Annotated in this window: 17 protein-coding genes; 10 read left to right on the top strand and 7 right to left on the bottom strand. The window is 62.7% G+C overall.

Annotated elements, in window-relative coordinates:
- Positions 1-38 precede the first annotated feature (38 nt).
- From purB to CIT26_RS00665, 3 genes are read right to left on the bottom strand one after another with little or no spacing between them, the layout of a single operon-like run.
- The gene (gene purB, locus CIT26_RS00675; protein ID WP_095490774.1) at positions 39-1,346 is read right to left on the bottom strand and encodes an adenylosuccinate lyase; all 1,308 of its coding nucleotides are present in this window, start codon (positions 1,344-1,346) and stop codon (positions 39-41) included.
- 59 nt (positions 1,347-1,405) lie between these two features.
- Complete coding sequence (locus tag CIT26_RS00670) at positions 1,406-1,921, bottom strand: hypothetical protein (protein WP_167391223.1); 516 nt, start codon at positions 1,919-1,921, stop codon at positions 1,406-1,408.
- Positions 1,918-2,643 carry a DUF2259 domain-containing protein gene (locus CIT26_RS00665; RefSeq protein ID WP_095490773.1) on the bottom strand — a complete coding sequence of 242 codons (726 nt, stop codon included), beginning with the start codon at positions 2,641-2,643 and terminating at the stop codon, positions 1,918-1,920. The genes CIT26_RS00670 and CIT26_RS00665 overlap by 4 nt, the downstream gene beginning before the upstream one ends.
- A gap of 142 nt (positions 2,644-2,785) precedes the next feature.
- Between CIT26_RS00665 and CIT26_RS00660 the strand changes: the two genes are divergently transcribed.
- The gene (locus CIT26_RS00660; RefSeq protein ID WP_095490772.1) at positions 2,786-3,040 is read left to right on the top strand and encodes a DUF2171 domain-containing protein; all 255 of its coding nucleotides are present in this window, start codon (positions 2,786-2,788) and stop codon (positions 3,038-3,040) included.
- Between the two features lie 47 nt (positions 3,041-3,087).
- Here the strand turns inward: CIT26_RS00660 and CIT26_RS00655 are convergent, their stop codons facing one another.
- Entirely contained in the window at positions 3,088-4,107 is a 1,020-nt protein-coding gene (locus CIT26_RS00655; RefSeq protein ID WP_095490838.1) for a P1 family peptidase, read from the bottom strand.
- Positions 4,107-5,180, bottom strand: coding sequence for a branched-chain amino acid ABC transporter substrate-binding protein (locus CIT26_RS00650; RefSeq protein ID WP_095490771.1), 1,074 nt, complete (start codon positions 5,178-5,180; stop codon positions 4,107-4,109). The genes CIT26_RS00655 and CIT26_RS00650 overlap by 1 nt, the downstream gene beginning before the upstream one ends.
- Before the next feature lie 192 nt (positions 5,181-5,372).
- Between CIT26_RS00650 and CIT26_RS00645 the strand changes: the two genes are divergently transcribed.
- The 7 genes from CIT26_RS00645 (at position 5,373) to CIT26_RS00615 (ending at position 11,860) form a co-directional block, all read left to right on the top strand.
- Positions 5,373-5,867 (top strand): flavin reductase, encoded by a 495-nt coding sequence (locus tag CIT26_RS00645; RefSeq protein ID WP_095490837.1) that lies wholly within the window; start codon positions 5,373-5,375, stop codon positions 5,865-5,867.
- A 32-nt stretch (positions 5,868-5,899) separates the two neighbouring features.
- Positions 5,900-6,829: an AAA family ATPase gene (locus tag CIT26_RS00640; RefSeq protein ID WP_095490770.1), complete on the top strand. Its 930-nt coding sequence runs from the start codon at positions 5,900-5,902 to the stop codon at positions 6,827-6,829.
- A gap of 3 nt (positions 6,830-6,832) precedes the next feature.
- Positions 6,833-8,083, top strand: a complete 1,251-nt coding sequence (locus tag CIT26_RS00635) for a vWA domain-containing protein (protein WP_095490769.1) — start codon at positions 6,833-6,835, stop codon at positions 8,081-8,083.
- 28 nt (positions 8,084-8,111) lie between these two features.
- Complete coding sequence (locus tag CIT26_RS00630) at positions 8,112-8,450, top strand: XdhC family protein (protein WP_065008152.1); 339 nt, start codon at positions 8,112-8,114, stop codon at positions 8,448-8,450.
- Positions 8,451-8,537: 87 nt separating this feature from the next.
- The gene (locus CIT26_RS00625) at positions 8,538-9,275 is read left to right on the top strand and encodes an XdhC family protein (protein ID WP_095490768.1); all 738 of its coding nucleotides are present in this window, start codon (positions 8,538-8,540) and stop codon (positions 9,273-9,275) included.
- 66 nt (positions 9,276-9,341) lie between these two features.
- Complete coding sequence (locus CIT26_RS00620; RefSeq protein WP_095490767.1) at positions 9,342-10,952, top strand: NTP transferase domain-containing protein; 1,611 nt, start codon at positions 9,342-9,344, stop codon at positions 10,950-10,952.
- A gap of 32 nt (positions 10,953-10,984) precedes the next feature.
- Positions 10,985-11,860: an alpha/beta hydrolase gene (locus tag CIT26_RS00615; protein WP_206072699.1), complete on the top strand. Its 876-nt coding sequence runs from the start codon at positions 10,985-10,987 to the stop codon at positions 11,858-11,860.
- On the opposite strand, the gene CIT26_RS00610 is transcribed toward CIT26_RS00615, so the two are convergent.
- On the bottom strand, positions 11,857-12,906 hold the full coding sequence (locus CIT26_RS00610; protein WP_095490766.1) for a DUF1176 domain-containing protein: 1,050 nt from the start codon (positions 12,904-12,906) through the stop codon (positions 11,857-11,859). The two genes, CIT26_RS00615 and CIT26_RS00610, sit on opposite strands and share 4 nt — an antisense overlap.
- Before the next feature lie 123 nt (positions 12,907-13,029).
- Between CIT26_RS00610 and CIT26_RS00605 the strand changes: the two genes are divergently transcribed.
- Positions 13,030-13,536, top strand: coding sequence for a DUF1993 domain-containing protein (locus tag CIT26_RS00605; RefSeq protein ID WP_095490765.1), 507 nt, complete (start codon positions 13,030-13,032; stop codon positions 13,534-13,536).
- A gap of 49 nt (positions 13,537-13,585) precedes the next feature.
- Here CIT26_RS00605 and CIT26_RS00600 read toward each other — a convergent pair whose 3' ends face one another.
- On the bottom strand, positions 13,586-13,750 hold the full coding sequence (locus CIT26_RS00600; protein ID WP_023798224.1) for a hypothetical protein: 165 nt from the start codon (positions 13,748-13,750) through the stop codon (positions 13,586-13,588).
- A 381-nt stretch (positions 13,751-14,131) separates the two neighbouring features.
- On the opposite strand from CIT26_RS00600, the gene CIT26_RS00595 reads away from it, so the two are divergent.
- Complete coding sequence (locus CIT26_RS00595) at positions 14,132-15,199, top strand: aldo/keto reductase (RefSeq protein ID WP_095490764.1); 1,068 nt, start codon at positions 14,132-14,134, stop codon at positions 15,197-15,199.
- The last annotated feature ends 9 nt before the right edge of the window (positions 15,200-15,208 follow it).

Here is a 15,208-nt window from a genome sequence, read left to right as displayed (position 1 = left end):
GCCTGGCGCCGGCTAGGACCTGTCAAATCCGCGCGGCCTCACGCTTCCCCGAACACACGCTTGAAGATCGTGTCGACATGCTTGGTATGATAGCCGAGGTCGAATTTTTCACGAATCTCCGCTTCGGGCAAGGCTGCGGTGACCTCTTTGTCAGCCAAAAGTTCCTCAAGGAAATCAGCGCCTTGCTCCCACACTTTCATGGCATTTCTTTGCACCAGCCGGTAGGCGTCCTCACGGCTGACACCGGCCTGGGTCAGCGCCAGTAGCACACGCTGCGAATGCACGAGGCCGCGGAACTTGTTCATGTTCTTCAGCATGTTGTCGGGATAGACGAGCAATCTGTCGATGACACTGGTCAGCCGCGACAGCGCGAAATCGAGCGTCACGGTCGCATCCGGGCCGATCATGCGCTCGACCGACGAATGCGAGATATCGCGCTCGTGCCAGAGCGCCACGTTCTCCATCGCCGGTAGCGCGAAGGAACGCACCATGCGCGCAAGCCCGGTGAGGTTTTCGGTAAGCACCGGGTTACGCTTGTGCGGCATCGCCGACGAGCCTTTCTGTCCGGGCGAAAAATACTCTTCCGCCTCCAGCACCTCGGTGCGCTGCAGATGGCGGATTTCTGTCGCCAGCCGTTCGATCGACGAGGCGATGACACCGAGCGTCGCGAAGAACATGGCGTGGCGGTCGCGCGGGATCACCTGCGTCGACACCGGCTCCGGCTTCAATCCGAGTTTCTTCGCCACATGCTCTTCGACATAGGGATCGATGTTGGCGAAGGTGCCGACCGCGCCTGATATGGCGCACGTCGCAATATCCTCACGCGCGTGCACCAGCCGCTCGCGGCAGCGCGAGAATTCGGCATAGGCCTGCGCCAGCTTGACGCCGAAGGTGGTCGGCTCGGCATGGATACCGTGGCTGCGGCCGATGGTGATTGTGTCCTTGTGTTCGAAAGCGCGGCGCTTGAGCGCCGCAAGCAGGCCGTCGATGTCGGCCAGAAGGATGTCGCTGGCGCGGGTGAGTTGCACGGCAAAGCAGGTGTCGAGAACGTCCGAGGAGGTCATGCCCTGATGGATGAAGCGGGCATCCGGCCCGACGAATTCGCCGAGATGGGTGAGGAAGGCGATGACGTCGTGCTTGGTGACACGCTCGATCTCGTCGATGGCATCGACGTCGAACTTCGCGGCCCCGCCCTTTTCCCAGATGGTTTTGGCGGCCTCCTTCGGGATCACGCCGAGCTGGGCCAGCGCGTCGCAAGCGTAGGCCTCGATCTCGAACCAGATACGGAACCGGGTGTCGGGCGACCAGATGGCCACCATTTCCGGCCGGGAGTAGCGAGGGATCATCCGTCAGTCCTGACTTGCGAGGGCATTCGCCCGCGTCCTAACAGAGGCAGACAAAATCCTCAACGCTGCTGCCGCGCAAACCAGATGCTGGCGAGAGCGAGCGCGATGAAACCGAGGGGAAAATAAAGCCGGATGCCCAGAACAATGAATTGATAGAACGCCGTCGCCACGGTGTGCACGAACTGGATGGACCAGGCGATGGTCAGTGCAGGTTCATGCCACTGGGCATAGTAGGAACGGTATTGCAGCGCAAAGAGCCCACCGGTGAGGCCGATCGTAGTGGCAAGAAGGCAGACAAACGCGGCCGCCAAGGCAACTTGCCAATGCCGTCCGAGCGAGACGAGCCGCGCCAGGAACAGGCCAACCGGAAAAGCGAGCGCTCCGCCGGCCGCATAGAGCAACGAGACGAAGCGGATCTTTGCCGGGGTCTCCCAGTCGTCCAACAGCAGATTGGCAAGCGCGCTGGCGCCCATCGCTGCGGCCCACAGCAGGGCGCCGCAAACCGCGGCGCGCGGCGATGGGAAGGCCTTGCCGATACGATCCAGTCGGTTGTATATGGCGGGGAGCGGCGTCACAGCCGGCCGGTCACCGCGATCCAGCGATAGTCCGGCCCTTCGAAGCCGTACTGGCGCACCGCGATCAGCACGGCATAGGCGCTGAGGCCCTGCATGGAAAATGTCTGCACCGCGCCGATCCGATAGCCGTTCGGGCAGCCTCTGCTTTTAGGGATCGACTTGTCTTCGTGCAGGAGCTCAGTCTTGCCGCCGTCTTTCGCCTCGATGCGCAGCAAGCGAAAGCCGTTGATCTCGCCGAGGCTCTGGCAGGCTTCCGTGTCGTTCATACCGATCTCGTCGAGCCGGAACTCGAGCGGATCATCGACCGGCGAAAAGATCGGCCGCGGGTTGACCACCATGCGGAACGGATCGGCCGAAAGCTCGGTCACCGGGTTGAAGCCGGCGGTGATGCCGCGATTCGCGGTCAATTCCGCCTGCTTGATGATAGCTTCGCCTTTCTGCCGAGCTGCAAGGCGCGCCGCGTCGAGCGTTGCGTTCTCGTCGTCAAGCCGCACCCTGATCGGCGTGCCCTTGAGAAAACTGTCGTCGGCCGTGTCGATGTAATAGCGATTGGCATAGGGGAATCCCGACCCGTCCTGGACACCATATTCCTCGAAGGCGAAGATGCCGCCATCCCCAGTGAAGCCGAGGATTTCAAGCTCGGCGACGTCGCCGGCATGCGCGGCGAGCGAGATTGCAAACTGGGCAAGGAGGGAAACGGCAAACAGGGCAAGAATTCGCATCGGATTTCCGTTTGAGCAGCCAGCGTTGTTTCGATCCCTATCACGACATCGTCAAAACGTCGTGCCCTCTGAGACGCAAACCCGATGCATCCAATCGCGCTATTATTTGTTTATGTTGGCAGCTTGAAATGGAGAACCCACAATGACCGATGCAGCCAGGATTCGCGAACATATGGAAGTGATCGGCGCCGACGGCGTCCATGTCGGCACCGTCGACAAAGTTGAGGGACAACGAATCAAGCTGACCAAGCGCGACAGCGGCGAGGGCGCCCACAGGGGGCATCACCACTTCATTCCGCTCAGCCTCGTAGCCCAAGTCGAGGGCCAGAAAGTGCGGCTGTCGGCAAATTCGGATGTTGCGGTCACATTCGAGGAAGAAAAATCCGACCCCACCTGATCACGGCCATTAATCACGGCCCCATTTTTGATTACGGCAGCGCGCATTCAGCGCGACGACCAGACCGGGAACAGGTCGCCGTCGGCGGGCGTCGCGGCAAAGACGCCGCGGCTGATGGCGCGTGCCATGGTGGCGCCGGCCGCTGCGTAGAGGTCGATGGCGTCATTGGGCGCGAGCTCGATGCCGCTCTTGCCGGTCGCCAGCGCGAAAACCAGATCCCCGTCGGCCGGCGTGTGTGTCGGCCAAATGGCGCGGACGAAGCCGTCATGCGCTGATATCGCCAGGCGTTTGGCGGCGGCCTTCGTGAGGACGGCGTCCGTGGCGATGATGGCGATGGTCGTGTTGCCGCTGACCTTCGCCCGTTTCCCGATATGCTTGTCGCGAAACTTCAGCAGGATCGTTTTCGCGTCCTCCGGCATAGGCGAGGGGTAGCCAAGCCCGCCGAACTCGTCGCCGATCTCGAACGGCGCCGCCCAGAAGTGGCGGGTTCGGGCAATCGTCACCGAGCCGGTCGGATTGACGGCGGCAAGCGCGCCAATGGTGACGCCGCTGTCGAGCACTGTCGAGGCCGATCCGAGGCCACCCTTCAGGCCGGAACTCAACGCACCGGTGCCGGCGCCGACCGTGCCGAGCGCAAAGTCGATGCCGACTGCCTGTGCCGCCTCATAGCCAAGATCGCGATAGGGCGGATAGCGCCCCCAATCCTTGTCGCCGCCATTGCGCAGGTCGAACAAGATCGCCGCCGGCACTATCGGCACGCGAAAGCCGCCGACCTCGACACCGATGCCCCTTTCACGCAGTGCCGCCTGTACGCCGGAGGCGGCGTCGAGACCGAAGGCCGAACCGCCCGAAAGCACCACAGCATGGATCGCCTCGATCGAATTGTGCGGCTCGAGCAGGTCGGTCTCGCGGGTGCCCGGCGCACCGCCCAGGATCTGGACACCGGCCACCGCCGGTTCGTCACAGACGATGGTGGTCACCCCGGACTTCAGCCTCACATCGGAAGCGTTGCCGACGCGCAGGCCGGCGACATCGGTGATGAGATTGCGCGGCCCTGTCCGAAACATCATTTGGCCTCCGCCGGCACGAACTGCGCGCCATTGAAACGGAAGACCCGATAGAGGTTCTCGGTCAAGTCGCCCTTGCCGTCAAAGCGGATGGGCCCGATCGCGGAGCTGAAGTCATGCGCGGTGAGCGCATCGGCCAATGGCTTGCCGGAGGTTTTCGCCAGCGCCGTCGCCGCTTCGGCGATCTCGACCGCCGCAAAGGCCGGCAGCGTGTAGCCGTCCGGCACGATCTTTTGCGCGGCAAAGCTGTCGAGCACCTTGGAGTCGGCGACATCATCCCATTCGGGCGGCGCGATCATCAGCGTGCCCCTGGCATAAGCCACGTCGCCGGGCGGTGTGCGCAGCGCTTCGCCGCCGGCAAAGGTGATGCCGGCATCGAGCTGGCCGGCGTCGCGACCCATGATGGCGATGTCGTCGCCGTCGCCGCCGGCGAAGACATGCGTTGCGCCGGCTTTCCTCAGCCGCCCGATCAGCCCGATCTGGTTGTCGAGCTGCGGCCGGAATGTGTCGACGAACACCGGTTTCAGCGCCGCTTGCTCGGCTGTCGCCCGAAGCGTCTCGGCGATTTCGCGGCCGTAGATGGTGCCGTCATCGACGATGGCGAACAGTTCGTTCTGCCATTGGCGGGTGAGGATGGAGGCGACTGCGTTGCGCTCGTCGTCGCCGCGCGGCCCGAGACGAAAGATCGGCCAGCCGGTCTTGGCGCGCCGGTCGGTCAGGCTTTCGGTGCGCACGCCGACGGTGATGACCGGTATGTTGGCGTCCTTCAGGATCGGCAGTGCCGCCTCGATCGCCTCGGTGCAGAGGAAGCCGACGACCACGCCGACTTTCGCCGCAGCGAATTCCCTCGCTGCGGCAGCCCCACCATCGGCCGTGCAGACGTCATCGACAACCTTGAGTTGAGCACCGTTCGCCTCTGCCGCCAGGCCAGCGCCCGCCTCGATCTGCTTGCCGAGGATCGCCGACGGCCCGGACAGTGGTGCTGCGACGCCGACCAGCATCGTCTCAGCGTTCGCATCACCGGCGAGAGACAGCCAGGCCAGCACCGCTATTGTCGTTGTCCTGGGTCGCATGCGAGCGAAAGAATTCCTCTGCGCCGGTCGCGTGTTTGCCGGGGCCACTTCCTGCCAAGACCTAAAGGCTGGTCAGCTTTCACGCAACACGCGAAATTCAAGATGCATGTCAACCACTTCGCTTGTGGCATGCAATATGCCGCCATATATAACGGTTCGGTTCACCTCGCTTCAAACCAATGGAAATCGCCGGTGCTGAAGAAGAACGACATAGGGCCGCAGGCCTATCGCGACGCGATGAGCCATTTTGCCGGCCACGTCCATGTGGTTACCACCGACGGTCCCGCCGGCAGGCGCGGTGCGACTGTCATTGCAGCCTGTTCGGTCTCGGACACGCCGCCGACCATGCTGGTCTGCCTCAATCGCGAAAATCCCAAGAATGAGCCGTTCGTGAAGAATGGCAGGTTCGCCTTGAACACGCTGGCTTCGGACCAGGAGGCGCTGTCGGTCGGCTTTTCAGGCCTCACAGGTCTGCCCGTCGAGGAACGTTTCGCGTTGGGCGATTGGGACGTGATCTCGACCGGTGCGCCGACGTTGAAGGGCGCGCTCGCCGTGTTCGACTGCGAACTGATCGACACCAAGGATCTGGCCACCCACCGTGTGCTTTTTGGCAAGGTGACAGGCCTGCGCACCGGCGATAATTTGCGGCCGCTGATCTATCACGACCGCGGCTATCACGCTCTGTAGAGGCCCTGGATGGCTGCACCCACGGAGAAAGAATGACCGAGTTGAAACCACGCCCGGCGCCGCGGACGATCGACGAGACGCTCGATCTGCTGACCGGTGCGGACTATATGGCGGATCGGTCGCTGGCGACCGTGCTGTTTCTATCGCTGCGCATGAAGCGGCCGCTGTTCCTTGAGGGCGAGGCCGGCGTCGGCAAGACCGAGATCGCCAAGGTGCTGGCGCAAGCGCTCGGCCGCCGGCTGATCCGCCTGCAATGCTATGAAGGCCTCGACGTCTCGTCCGCCGTCTACGAGTGGAACTACGCCGCGCAGATGATCGAGATCCGCATGGAAGAGGCGGCCGGCAAGGTCGACCGCTCCGACATGGAGCGCAACGTCTTTTCCGAAAAATACCTGATCCGCCGCCCGGTGCTCGACGCACTGACCGGCAAGGCGGGCGCCGCTCCGGTCTTCCTGATCGACGAGCTCGACCGCACCGACGAGGCCTTCGAGGCATTCCTGCTCGAAATCTTGTCCGACTTTCAGGTGACGGTGCCCGAACTCGGCACGATCAAGGCGCAGGAACCGCCGATCGTCATCATCACCACCAACCGTACACGCGAGATCCATGACGCGCTGAAGCGCCGCTGCCTCTATCACTGGGTCGACTATCCCAATGCCAAGCGCGAGCTGGAGATCGTGCGCAGAAAAGTACCGCAGGCCAACAGCCGGCTGTCGGCAGAGGTAGTTTCGTTCATCCAGAAGTTGCGCCAGATCGAGCTGTTCAAGGTGCCGGGGGTTGCCGAGACCATCGACTGGGCCGGCGCGCTGACCGAACTCGACAAGGTGGCGCTCGATCCGGAAACCGTTTCCGACACGATCGGCGTGCTGTTGAAATACCAGGACGACATTGCCCGTATAGAACAGGGCGAAGGCCGGCGCATCCTCAACGAGGTGAAGGCCGAGCTTTCGGCGGCGGAGTAGGCGATGGCAACGCCGCGTCCCGAACCGAAAGAGGCCACGCCGGACGGGCGGATCGCCGACAACATCGTCTATTTCGCCCGCACCCTACGCAAGGCCGGCATGCGGGTCGGCCCGGCCTCGGTAAAGGATGCGATCGAGGCGGTGCTGGCCGCCGGTATCGGCTCTCGCGACGATTTCTACTGGACGCTGCACGCCGTACTGGTGTCGCGGCACGAAGATCACCCTACCTTCGACGAGACTTTCCGGCTGTTCTGGAAATCGCACGAGCTGATCGAAAAGATGCTGGCGATGTTTTCGCCAGTTGCGCCGAACAGTCGTGAGAAGCAAAAGCCGCGGGCTGCGGAAAACCGCGTCAGCCAGGCAATGTTCGAGGGCCACCAGAAGAACCAGCCGGTGCAGGAAATCCCCGAGATCGAGGTCGACGCTCGCTTCACGTTTTCCGGGAACGAGGTGCTGAGGGGCAAGGATTTCGCCCAGATGAACGCCGCCGAGATGAATGACGCCAAGAAGGCGATCGCCGAGTTGCGGCTGCCCTTCGACATGGTCAGGACACGGCGTTTCAAATCCAACGCGCATGGCCGACGTATCGATCCGCGCGCCATGATGCGTTCGGCCGCGCGGACAGGCGGCGAACTGATCCTGCCGAAATTCCGGTCGCCGCGCGAGGTTCACCCGCCGCTGGTCGTGCTTGCCGATATTTCCGGTTCGATGAGCCAGTACACGCGCATTTTCCTGCATTTCCTGCATGCGCTGACGGAAAAGCGCCGGCGCGTGCACGCCTTCGTCTTCGGCACCAGGCTGACAAATCTGACGCGGCAGATGCGCCATCGCGATCCTGATGCGGCACTCGCCGATTGTTCGGCGGCGGTGATGGACTGGTCGGGCGGCACCCGCATCGGCGATACGCTGGCCGAATTCAACCGGTTGTGGTCGCGGCGTGTGCTGGGGCAGGGCGCGGTCGTTCTCCTGATCACCGACGGGCTGGAGCGTGACGACGTTGCCGGCCTGTCGGAGGAAATGGAGCGCCTGCACAAATCCAGCCGGAGGCTGATCTGGCTGAACCCGCTGCTTCGCTTCGACGGCTTCGAGGCTCGCGCCCGCGGCGTCAAGGCGATGCTGCCGCATGTTGACGAATTCCGCTCGGTGCACAATCTCGACGCGCTCGCCGATCTGTGCGCGTCGCTGGACAAGAATTCGGCGCGCTCCGTCGACCCACGCAGATGGATTGAGGGTGGCGCGAGAAGCGCCGCATAGCCATATGTTTTCTCCGGGAGAAACGGTGATGGAAAACAGCATTTATCTCGATGAGGCGCGCGATCCGCTGATCATCGCCGAAGGCTGGATGAAAGACGGTAAGGATGTCGCCATTGCCACCGTGGTCGAGACCTGGGGCTCGGCGCCGCGCCCGGTCGGCAGCCATCTTGTCATCGACGCGGAAGGCAATTTCCACGGCTCCGTCTCTGGCGGCTGCGTCGAAGGCGCGGTGGTCACCGAGGCGATCGATGTCATCGACAGCGGCAAGGCAAAGATGCTGGAATTCGGCGTTGCCGATGAAACCGCATGGCAGGTCGGCCTGTCCTGCGGCGGCCGCATCAAAGTCTATGTCGAGCGGTTGGGTTAGAAGCATGATCCCGAACCAAAGGTCCGCGTCAGCGAAAAGTGGGAACCGGTTTTCGGACAAGATCATGCTCAAACAAGAGATCTTTTGATGGATCCATATGCGCTGAAAACGCTGAACGTCGAACGCCGCGCCCGCCGCGCGGCGATCCTGGTCACCGATCTCGGCGACGGCCGCGACCGCATCGTGCGCGAGGGCGATCAGGTCGCCGGCGAATTGGGCGCTGCGATCGCCAAGGCGTTTCAGTCAGGCAATTCCGGGTCGGTCGAGGCGGAAGGGCGAACCTTCTTTCTCAACGCCCACCTGCCGCAGCCGCGCCTGATGGTGATCGGCGCCGTCCATATCAGCCAGGCACTGGCGCCGATGGCCAAGATCGCCGGCTATCCCGTCGAGATCGTCGATCCGCGCACGGCCTTCGCCACATCAGACCGCTTTCCCGATATCGCACTGCATGCCGAATGGCCAGAGGATGTCCTGAAGCGCCAGCCGCTCGACAGCTATACGGCGTTGGCAGCCGTCACCCATGATCCGAAGATCGATGACTTCGCGCTGAAGGCGGCGCTCGACGCCAACTGCTTCTATGTCGGGGCGCTTGGCAGCCGCAAGACCCATGCTAAGCGCGTCGAGCGCCTGCTGGCATTGGGCGCGACCGCCGACCAGATCGCCCGCATCCACGCGCCGATCGGCCTCGACATTGGCGCCGCGAGCCCGGCCGAGATCGCCGTCGCAGTGCTGGCGCAGGCGATCCAGGCCTTTCGTTCGCGTGGGTTGGAAGCTACCGCATCGGCCCGAAAATCGGAATCGATTTTGGAGAAGCACGATGCTTAGATTCAAAGTAGTAGAGCGTCCTTTGCGCGTCCAAAAGGACGCGCGGCGCTCTACGGACGCCGCGGCGTGAAGTTCGGCTCGATCCCGATCGACGCTGCCGAAGGCGCGGTGCTGGCGCACGCCACCGCCGCCGGAGAACGGCGCTTTCGCAAGGCACACAAGCTGAGCGCCGACGATGTGTCTTTGCTCAAGGCGGCGGGGATTTCGGAGGTCGTCGCGGCGGTCTTGGCTTCGGATGATCTCAGCGAGGACGCTGCCGCCGAAAAGATCGCGGAGAGCATGATTCATCGCAACATCGAGGCCAAGTCCGCTGCGACCGGCCGGGTTAATCTCCACGCTCAGGCGGCCGGCATCTTCACCGTCGATGCGGCGATGATCGACGCCATCAACGCCGTTGATCCGACGATCACCATCGCCACCTTGGCGCAGCACGCGCCGGTTGAAAAGGGCCAGATGGTTGCAACGGTGAAGATCATTCCCTTCGCGGTCAGCTCCATGCTGGTCGATTCGGTGGCGAGGATCTGCGCCGGCGGCGAGATTTTTGCCGTCAATGTCTATCAGCCGGTGCGTGTCGGCGTCATCCAGACGGTTCTGCCCGGCATCAAGCAGAGCGTGCTCGACAAGACGTTGCGTGTCACCGAAGCCCGCTTGGCGCGCTCGGGCGGCCGGCTGACGGCGGAGCGCCGCACGCCGCACGAAGTTGGCACCGTTGCGGAGGCTGCGGCCTCGCTGGCGCGCGATAACGACATGGTGGTGATCTTCGGCGCCTCGGCGATGAGCGATTTTGGCGACGTCGTCCCGGCGGCGATCGAGAAGGCCGGCGGCATCGTCATACGCGCTGGCATGCCTGTCGATCCCGGCAATCTGTTGGTGCTCGGCACGCTTGGCGGCAAGCGCGTCATCGGCGCACCGGGCTGCGCCCGCAGCCCCAAGGAGAACGGCTTCGACTGGGTTCTTGACCGGTTGATCGCCGGCCTCGACGTGACGGCCAAGGATATCGCCGGCATGGGTGTCGGCGGTCTGTTGATGGAAATCCCGACGCGGCCACAGCCGCGCGAGCCGCTGCCGGCCAGAGCCGAGTTGAAGGTCGATGTCGTGCTGCTGGCCGCCGGCCGCTCCAGCCGCATGGGCGGCCCCAACAAGCTGCTGGCGCTGTTCGACGGCAAGCCGCTGGTCCGCCGCACCGTCGAGCGCGCGCTCGGCTCGAAAGCCGCTGGCACAATCGTCGTTACCGGCCATCAGCGCGAGCGCGTGCGGACAGCGCTGTCGGGCCTGGACATCACTTTTGCCGACAATCCGGATTTCGCTGACGGCCTGTCTTCGTCGCTGAAGGCCGGTATCGCGAAAGTTGCCGGCGACGCTGCCGGTGCCATGATCGTGCTTGGCGACATGCCTGGCGTCGCGTCAGCCGATCTCGACAGGCTGATCGATGCATTCCGCAAATCCGAGGGCCGATCGATCGTGCGCGCCTCGCATGAGGGAAAGCGAGGCAACCCGGTGCTGTTGCCGCGCTCACTGTTTGCGGCGATCGCTCATCTCGAAGGCGATACCGGCGCGCGCCATCTGGTCGAGGCCGAAGGGCTCGATGTCGTCGATGTCGAGATCGGCAAGGGTGCGTCGATCGATGTCGACACACGCGAGGCGCTGGAAGGCGCCGGCGGCGTGCTGCAGGATTGACAAACCGAGGCCGAAAAACGCATCCCTGAGGGATGGCTCTCCGTTTACCGCTTCTGACCTTGATTTTTCTTTTGTTTTCGGGTTTGGCGTACGGTCAAACGCTGTCGCTAAAGCCCTTCAAGGACGATCTGTTCGCCTATCCGGCCATCCTCTCTTCCGAGGGCGCCTATACTGTCGTCGACTATCGCGAGCTGCGCGATATCAACGCTCGCGACAAGGTGCCGGAGCGCCGCGCGCAGGCGCAGTATGTCGACACCGGTGTGCGCAAGGTGCAGCAGGATCTGCTGCTGAAGACCGACGCCGGCAATATCCGCCACATCGCCGTCGGTCGCACGCAAGGTGCTGCCATCATAGTGCTCTATTTGCACGGGCGGGGTGGCAGCCGTAAGCAGGGCGTCGACGATTTCACCTTCGGTGGCAATTTCAACCGCATCAAGAACCTGATGGCCGGCAATGGCGGCCTCTATCTGTCACCGGACTTTTCCGATTTCGGCGACACCGGCGCGGCCCAGATCGCCGCGCTGATCGGCCACTATGCCGAACGGTCGCCGGGCGCGAAGATCTTCATTGCCTGCGGCTCGATGGGCGGCGCACTGTGCTGGAAGCTTGCCGCCCGCAAGAATACGGGCGGCCGCATCGACGGGCTGCTGCTGCTCGGTTCGCTGTGGGATGAGAGTTTTTTCTCCAGCCTGGCATTCAAACGCCGTGTTCCGGTCTTCTTTGGCCAGGGCAGCAAGGACCCGGTGTTTCCAGTCGAGAAACAGGAAGTCTTCTTCCGTTCGATCCTGGCCAAATCGAAAACCTATCCGGCCCGCTTTGTCCGCTTCGAGACCGGCACGCACGGTACGCCGATCCGCATGACCGACTGGCGCGGCACGCTCAACTGGATGCTGTCGAAGGCCCCTTAAGGCGCGGTGTTGTAGTCCACCACCGTCTGCGGGTTGATCTCGCCGTCATAGGAGGCGTCAACATCATACTGCACCAGCGAGAAATTGCCGTTGCGAAACAGATAAGTCCCGACTGACGAGGCATCGCCGACGCCGCGCCACTTGTTGAGCGATGAGATCGTCTTGGTGGCGTCGTCATATTCGGAATTGACCAGCTGGTCATCGGTCTGGAAGCCGGTGACGTTTATCGCCTCGACCTTGCCTTCGCTATCGTTGTTCTCGTAGTGGATATCGAGTTCCGGCGAGGCGAACTGCAGTTGCCGGACGCCTGATATGTCGTCGTAGACATAGTAGACGGCACTCTCATTGTAGGCAGCCATCGAGCAGAAGAAGCGAAACAGCCGCGTCTCGCGTTCGGGCTCATCGGCCTCGGCGCCCGCATTCTTGTAGCGGAGCGAGTAGGCGTCCGGCTCTCCCAGAGGCTCGCCGCCTGGCATTTCCTTGTCGCACTGGTCGCCATAGGTGGCCGCAAACGCCTTCTTGGCCTGCTCTAGCGCCGCATCTTTCTTCGGCGGCGGCGGTCCGTCACCGCAGCTTGCCGGCACCGCGTCCTCGAAATTGGCCTTGGACGGTTTCAGCGCGCCCTTGTCGATGAAGATCGGGCGGAATGGCGGTTCCTGGATCTGGGCGTTGACCTGGCGCAACGTATAGCAACCGGCAAAGACATTTTCGCTGCCGTCCCTGGCTGTCGCCCGGATGGCGACCGGAACATTGTAATAGATGCTGCCGGCCGCACCGTCTTCGGACACGCCACCGGTTTTGACTTCGACGGTGTCGGTGCCGTCATAGCCTTTGACGAAGGCGCCGAAATCCTTGGCCGGCTTGGTGTCGCCGAAATAGTCCCAGGCGCGCGCGAATTCTTGCCGGTTGATGGCGCTGTAGAACGAGCGGATGACCGCTTCGGCGTCCGACCTGTCGTCGACATAAGGCGCTTCGGCGGCAAGCACTGGCTGGCCTGTCACGGCAAGGGAGAAAAAAGCGGTCGCTGCAACAAGGGCGCTTCTCATCGGGAATCTCCACCGGATGGGAAATCCTATCATACCGATTGCGGCGACGTGGTGACGCTTGAAGAATCGCCCGCGGAGGCGCTAGGTGCCGCCGTCGGCGTTCCCGCCGGATAGGAGATTCATGTGACCATATCGATGTACGAAGCGTCCGTTCCGGTGTTTTCGGCCAGTTTGAAGGCGCTATCCAACGTGCTGAACATCGCCGAGCAGAATGCGCTCGATCGCAAGATCGATCCGCAGGTGTTTTTGACGTCGAGGCTGGCGCCGGACATGTACGCGTTGACCAGGCAGGTGCAGATCGCCACCGACCACGCCAAGGGCGCGCCATCGCGGCTTGCCGGCCGCGAGGTGCCGAAATACGAAGACAACGAGGCGAGCTTTGCCGATCTCCAGGCGCGCATCGCCAGGACCGTCGACCATCTGGCGACATTTTCGGCTGCCGATATGGACGGCTCCGATGACAGAATGATCGAGCTGAAGCTTGGCCAGCGCGAGTTTTCGATGGCCGGCATGCAGTATCTGCTGCATCTCGCCATGCCCAATTTCTATTTCCACGTGACCACCGCCTACGACATCCTGCGCCACAATGGCGTGCCGCTAAGCAAGGCGATTTTCATGGGATCGCGTTGAAGAATGGCGAGGAGATATCCCGGTCGAGCCGGGATATCCGTACGACTGACTAACGTGAGGACATTTCGCGAGCGACGCGCGGAAAATCGGCTGGTTTGATGCCGATGTCGGCACGGTCGGCATTGCTCATCGAATGAAGCAGCGCCAGAGCCGCGCGATAGCGCAGATGTTCCTGCGGACGCGGACGGGCGAACATTTCAGTGAGGAAACCCATGATTCAAGCCCCTGGTTGGTCCTCCCCGAGTCGCAATATAGGCAAATCATGACAATTGTGCAGTGCAGCATTTGCATGGCAGCCATGCTGCACAGGTTTTTTTGATTACAGTCGACTTGACCGGTGAAACTTCCGGCGCGGCGGACCGTATAGCTGAATGCCGGCACAGCGCCGGTTTTTCCTCGCCATTTCCGGCGAATTCCGGACTGCATGAAAAATGCAGTCCGGCTTTTTGTTTGGCTGTCCGCGTAGCGGTTGGCTGGATTCACGCAAAAGTCGCCGGCGATTGGCGGCGGGCTTGGAGACAGCCCGGTCATTCCTGTATGCTCCGGCTTCCTCCCCGCGCAGCCGCGCAAAAAATTTCCCGCCGGAGAAAGTTCCATGCACAAACGCCGCCTCGGTCGGACCGATCTTCTTGTTTCCCAGATTTGCTTGGGATCGATGACCTGGGGCCAGCAGAACACCGAAGTGGACGGCCACGACCAGATGGATCTGGCCTTTTCGCGCGGCGTCAACTTCATCGACACTGCCGAGCTTTACCCGATCCCGCCCAAGGCGGAGACGCAAGGCTGGACCGAGAAGATCATCGGCAGCTGGATCAAAGCAAGGGGCAACCGCGATCAGGTGATCCTCGCCTCGAAAGTCGTTGGCCGCACCGCCAATGCGTGGTTCCGCGGCGGGCGCCCGTCGAAGCTGGTGCGCGCCGACATCTTCGATGCCGTCGAAAAATCGCTTACCAGGCTAAACACCGATCATCTCGATCTCTATCAAATCCATTGGCCAGAGCGCGCCGTGCCGTGGGGCGCCAACCCGAACCGCGTCGGTGCCGTGCCGCTGCGGGCCGATTCCGTCGGCGCACCGGCCGGCGAGACGCCGATCACCGAGACGCTCGCCGTCTTCGACGAACTGGTGAAAGCTGGAAAAATCCGACATTTCGGCCTGTCGAACGAGAGTTCCTGGGGTGTCATGCGGTTCATCGCCGAAGCCGACAAGGGCCTAGGTCCGCGCCTGGTGTCGCTGCAGAACGCCTATAATTTCGTCAACCGCAGCTTCGAGGTAAATCTCGCCGAGGTCTGCGAGCGCGAACAGATTTCCATGCTCGCCTATTCGCCGCTGGGACAAGGCTACCTGACCGGAAAGTACGACCATGGCGCGCGGCCGCTGGGTTCGCGCTCGCAACTCTTCCAACGCGGCCAGCGCTATGAGACGCCCAACGCCGCGGAAGCGCAGCTTGAGTACAACGAGCTGGCTCGCTCTTTCGGCATGGAGCCGGCATTGTTTGCCAACGCCTATGTCACGAGCCGGCCCTTCGTCACCTCGAGCATCATCGGCGCGACGACCCTTTCGCAACTCGAAATGGCGCTGTCTTCCGCCGATGTCGTCTGGACCGAGGACATGCAGAGGGCGGTCGATGCAATCCACCAGCGTGTCGGCAACCCGTGTCCGTGAGCTGCTTTC

This window comes from Mesorhizobium temperatum (genome assembly GCF_002284575.1).
GTDB lineage: Bacteria > Pseudomonadota > Alphaproteobacteria > Rhizobiales > Rhizobiaceae > Mesorhizobium > Mesorhizobium temperatum.
Note: the sequence above shows the minus strand (reverse complement) of the source record. Positions and strands in the feature narration are given on the sequence as shown.

What these genes read in the sequence shown, in the direction of transcription:
- CIT26_RS00660 (WP_095490772.1), top strand. Translation starts at nt 2,786, where the DNA reads ATGACCGATGCAGCCAGGATTCGCGAACATATGGAAGTGATCGGCGCC.
- CIT26_RS00635 (WP_095490769.1), top strand. Translation starts at nt 6,833, where the DNA reads ATGGCAACGCCGCGTCCCGAACCGAAAGAGGCCACGCCGGACGGGCGG.
- CIT26_RS00655 (WP_095490838.1), bottom strand. Translation starts at nt 4,107, where the DNA reads ATGTTTCGGACAGGGCCGCGCAATCTCATCACCGATGTCGCCGGCCTG.
- CIT26_RS00665 (WP_095490773.1), bottom strand. Translation starts at nt 2,643, where the DNA reads ATGCGAATTCTTGCCCTGTTTGCCGTTTCCCTCCTTGCCCAGTTTGCA.
- CIT26_RS00630 (WP_065008152.1), top strand. Translation starts at nt 8,112, where the DNA reads ATGGAAAACAGCATTTATCTCGATGAGGCGCGCGATCCGCTGATCATC.
- CIT26_RS00625 (WP_095490768.1), top strand. Translation starts at nt 8,538, where the DNA reads ATGGATCCATATGCGCTGAAAACGCTGAACGTCGAACGCCGCGCCCGC.
- CIT26_RS00600 (WP_023798224.1), bottom strand. Translation starts at nt 13,750, where the DNA reads ATGGGTTTCCTCACTGAAATGTTCGCCCGTCCGCGTCCGCAGGAACAT.
- CIT26_RS00615 (WP_206072699.1), top strand. Translation starts at nt 10,985, where the DNA reads ATGGCTCTCCGTTTACCGCTTCTGACCTTGATTTTTCTTTTGTTTTCG.
- CIT26_RS00610 (WP_095490766.1), bottom strand. Translation starts at nt 12,906, where the DNA reads ATGAGAAGCGCCCTTGTTGCAGCGACCGCTTTTTTCTCCCTTGCCGTG.
- CIT26_RS00640 (WP_095490770.1), top strand. Translation starts at nt 5,900, where the DNA reads ATGACCGAGTTGAAACCACGCCCGGCGCCGCGGACGATCGACGAGACG.
- CIT26_RS00595 (WP_095490764.1), top strand. Translation starts at nt 14,132, where the DNA reads ATGCACAAACGCCGCCTCGGTCGGACCGATCTTCTTGTTTCCCAGATT.
- purB (WP_095490774.1), bottom strand. Translation starts at nt 1,346, where the DNA reads ATGATCCCTCGCTACTCCCGGCCGGAAATGGTGGCCATCTGGTCGCCC.
- CIT26_RS00650 (WP_095490771.1), bottom strand. Translation starts at nt 5,180, where the DNA reads ATGCGACCCAGGACAACGACAATAGCGGTGCTGGCCTGGCTGTCTCTC.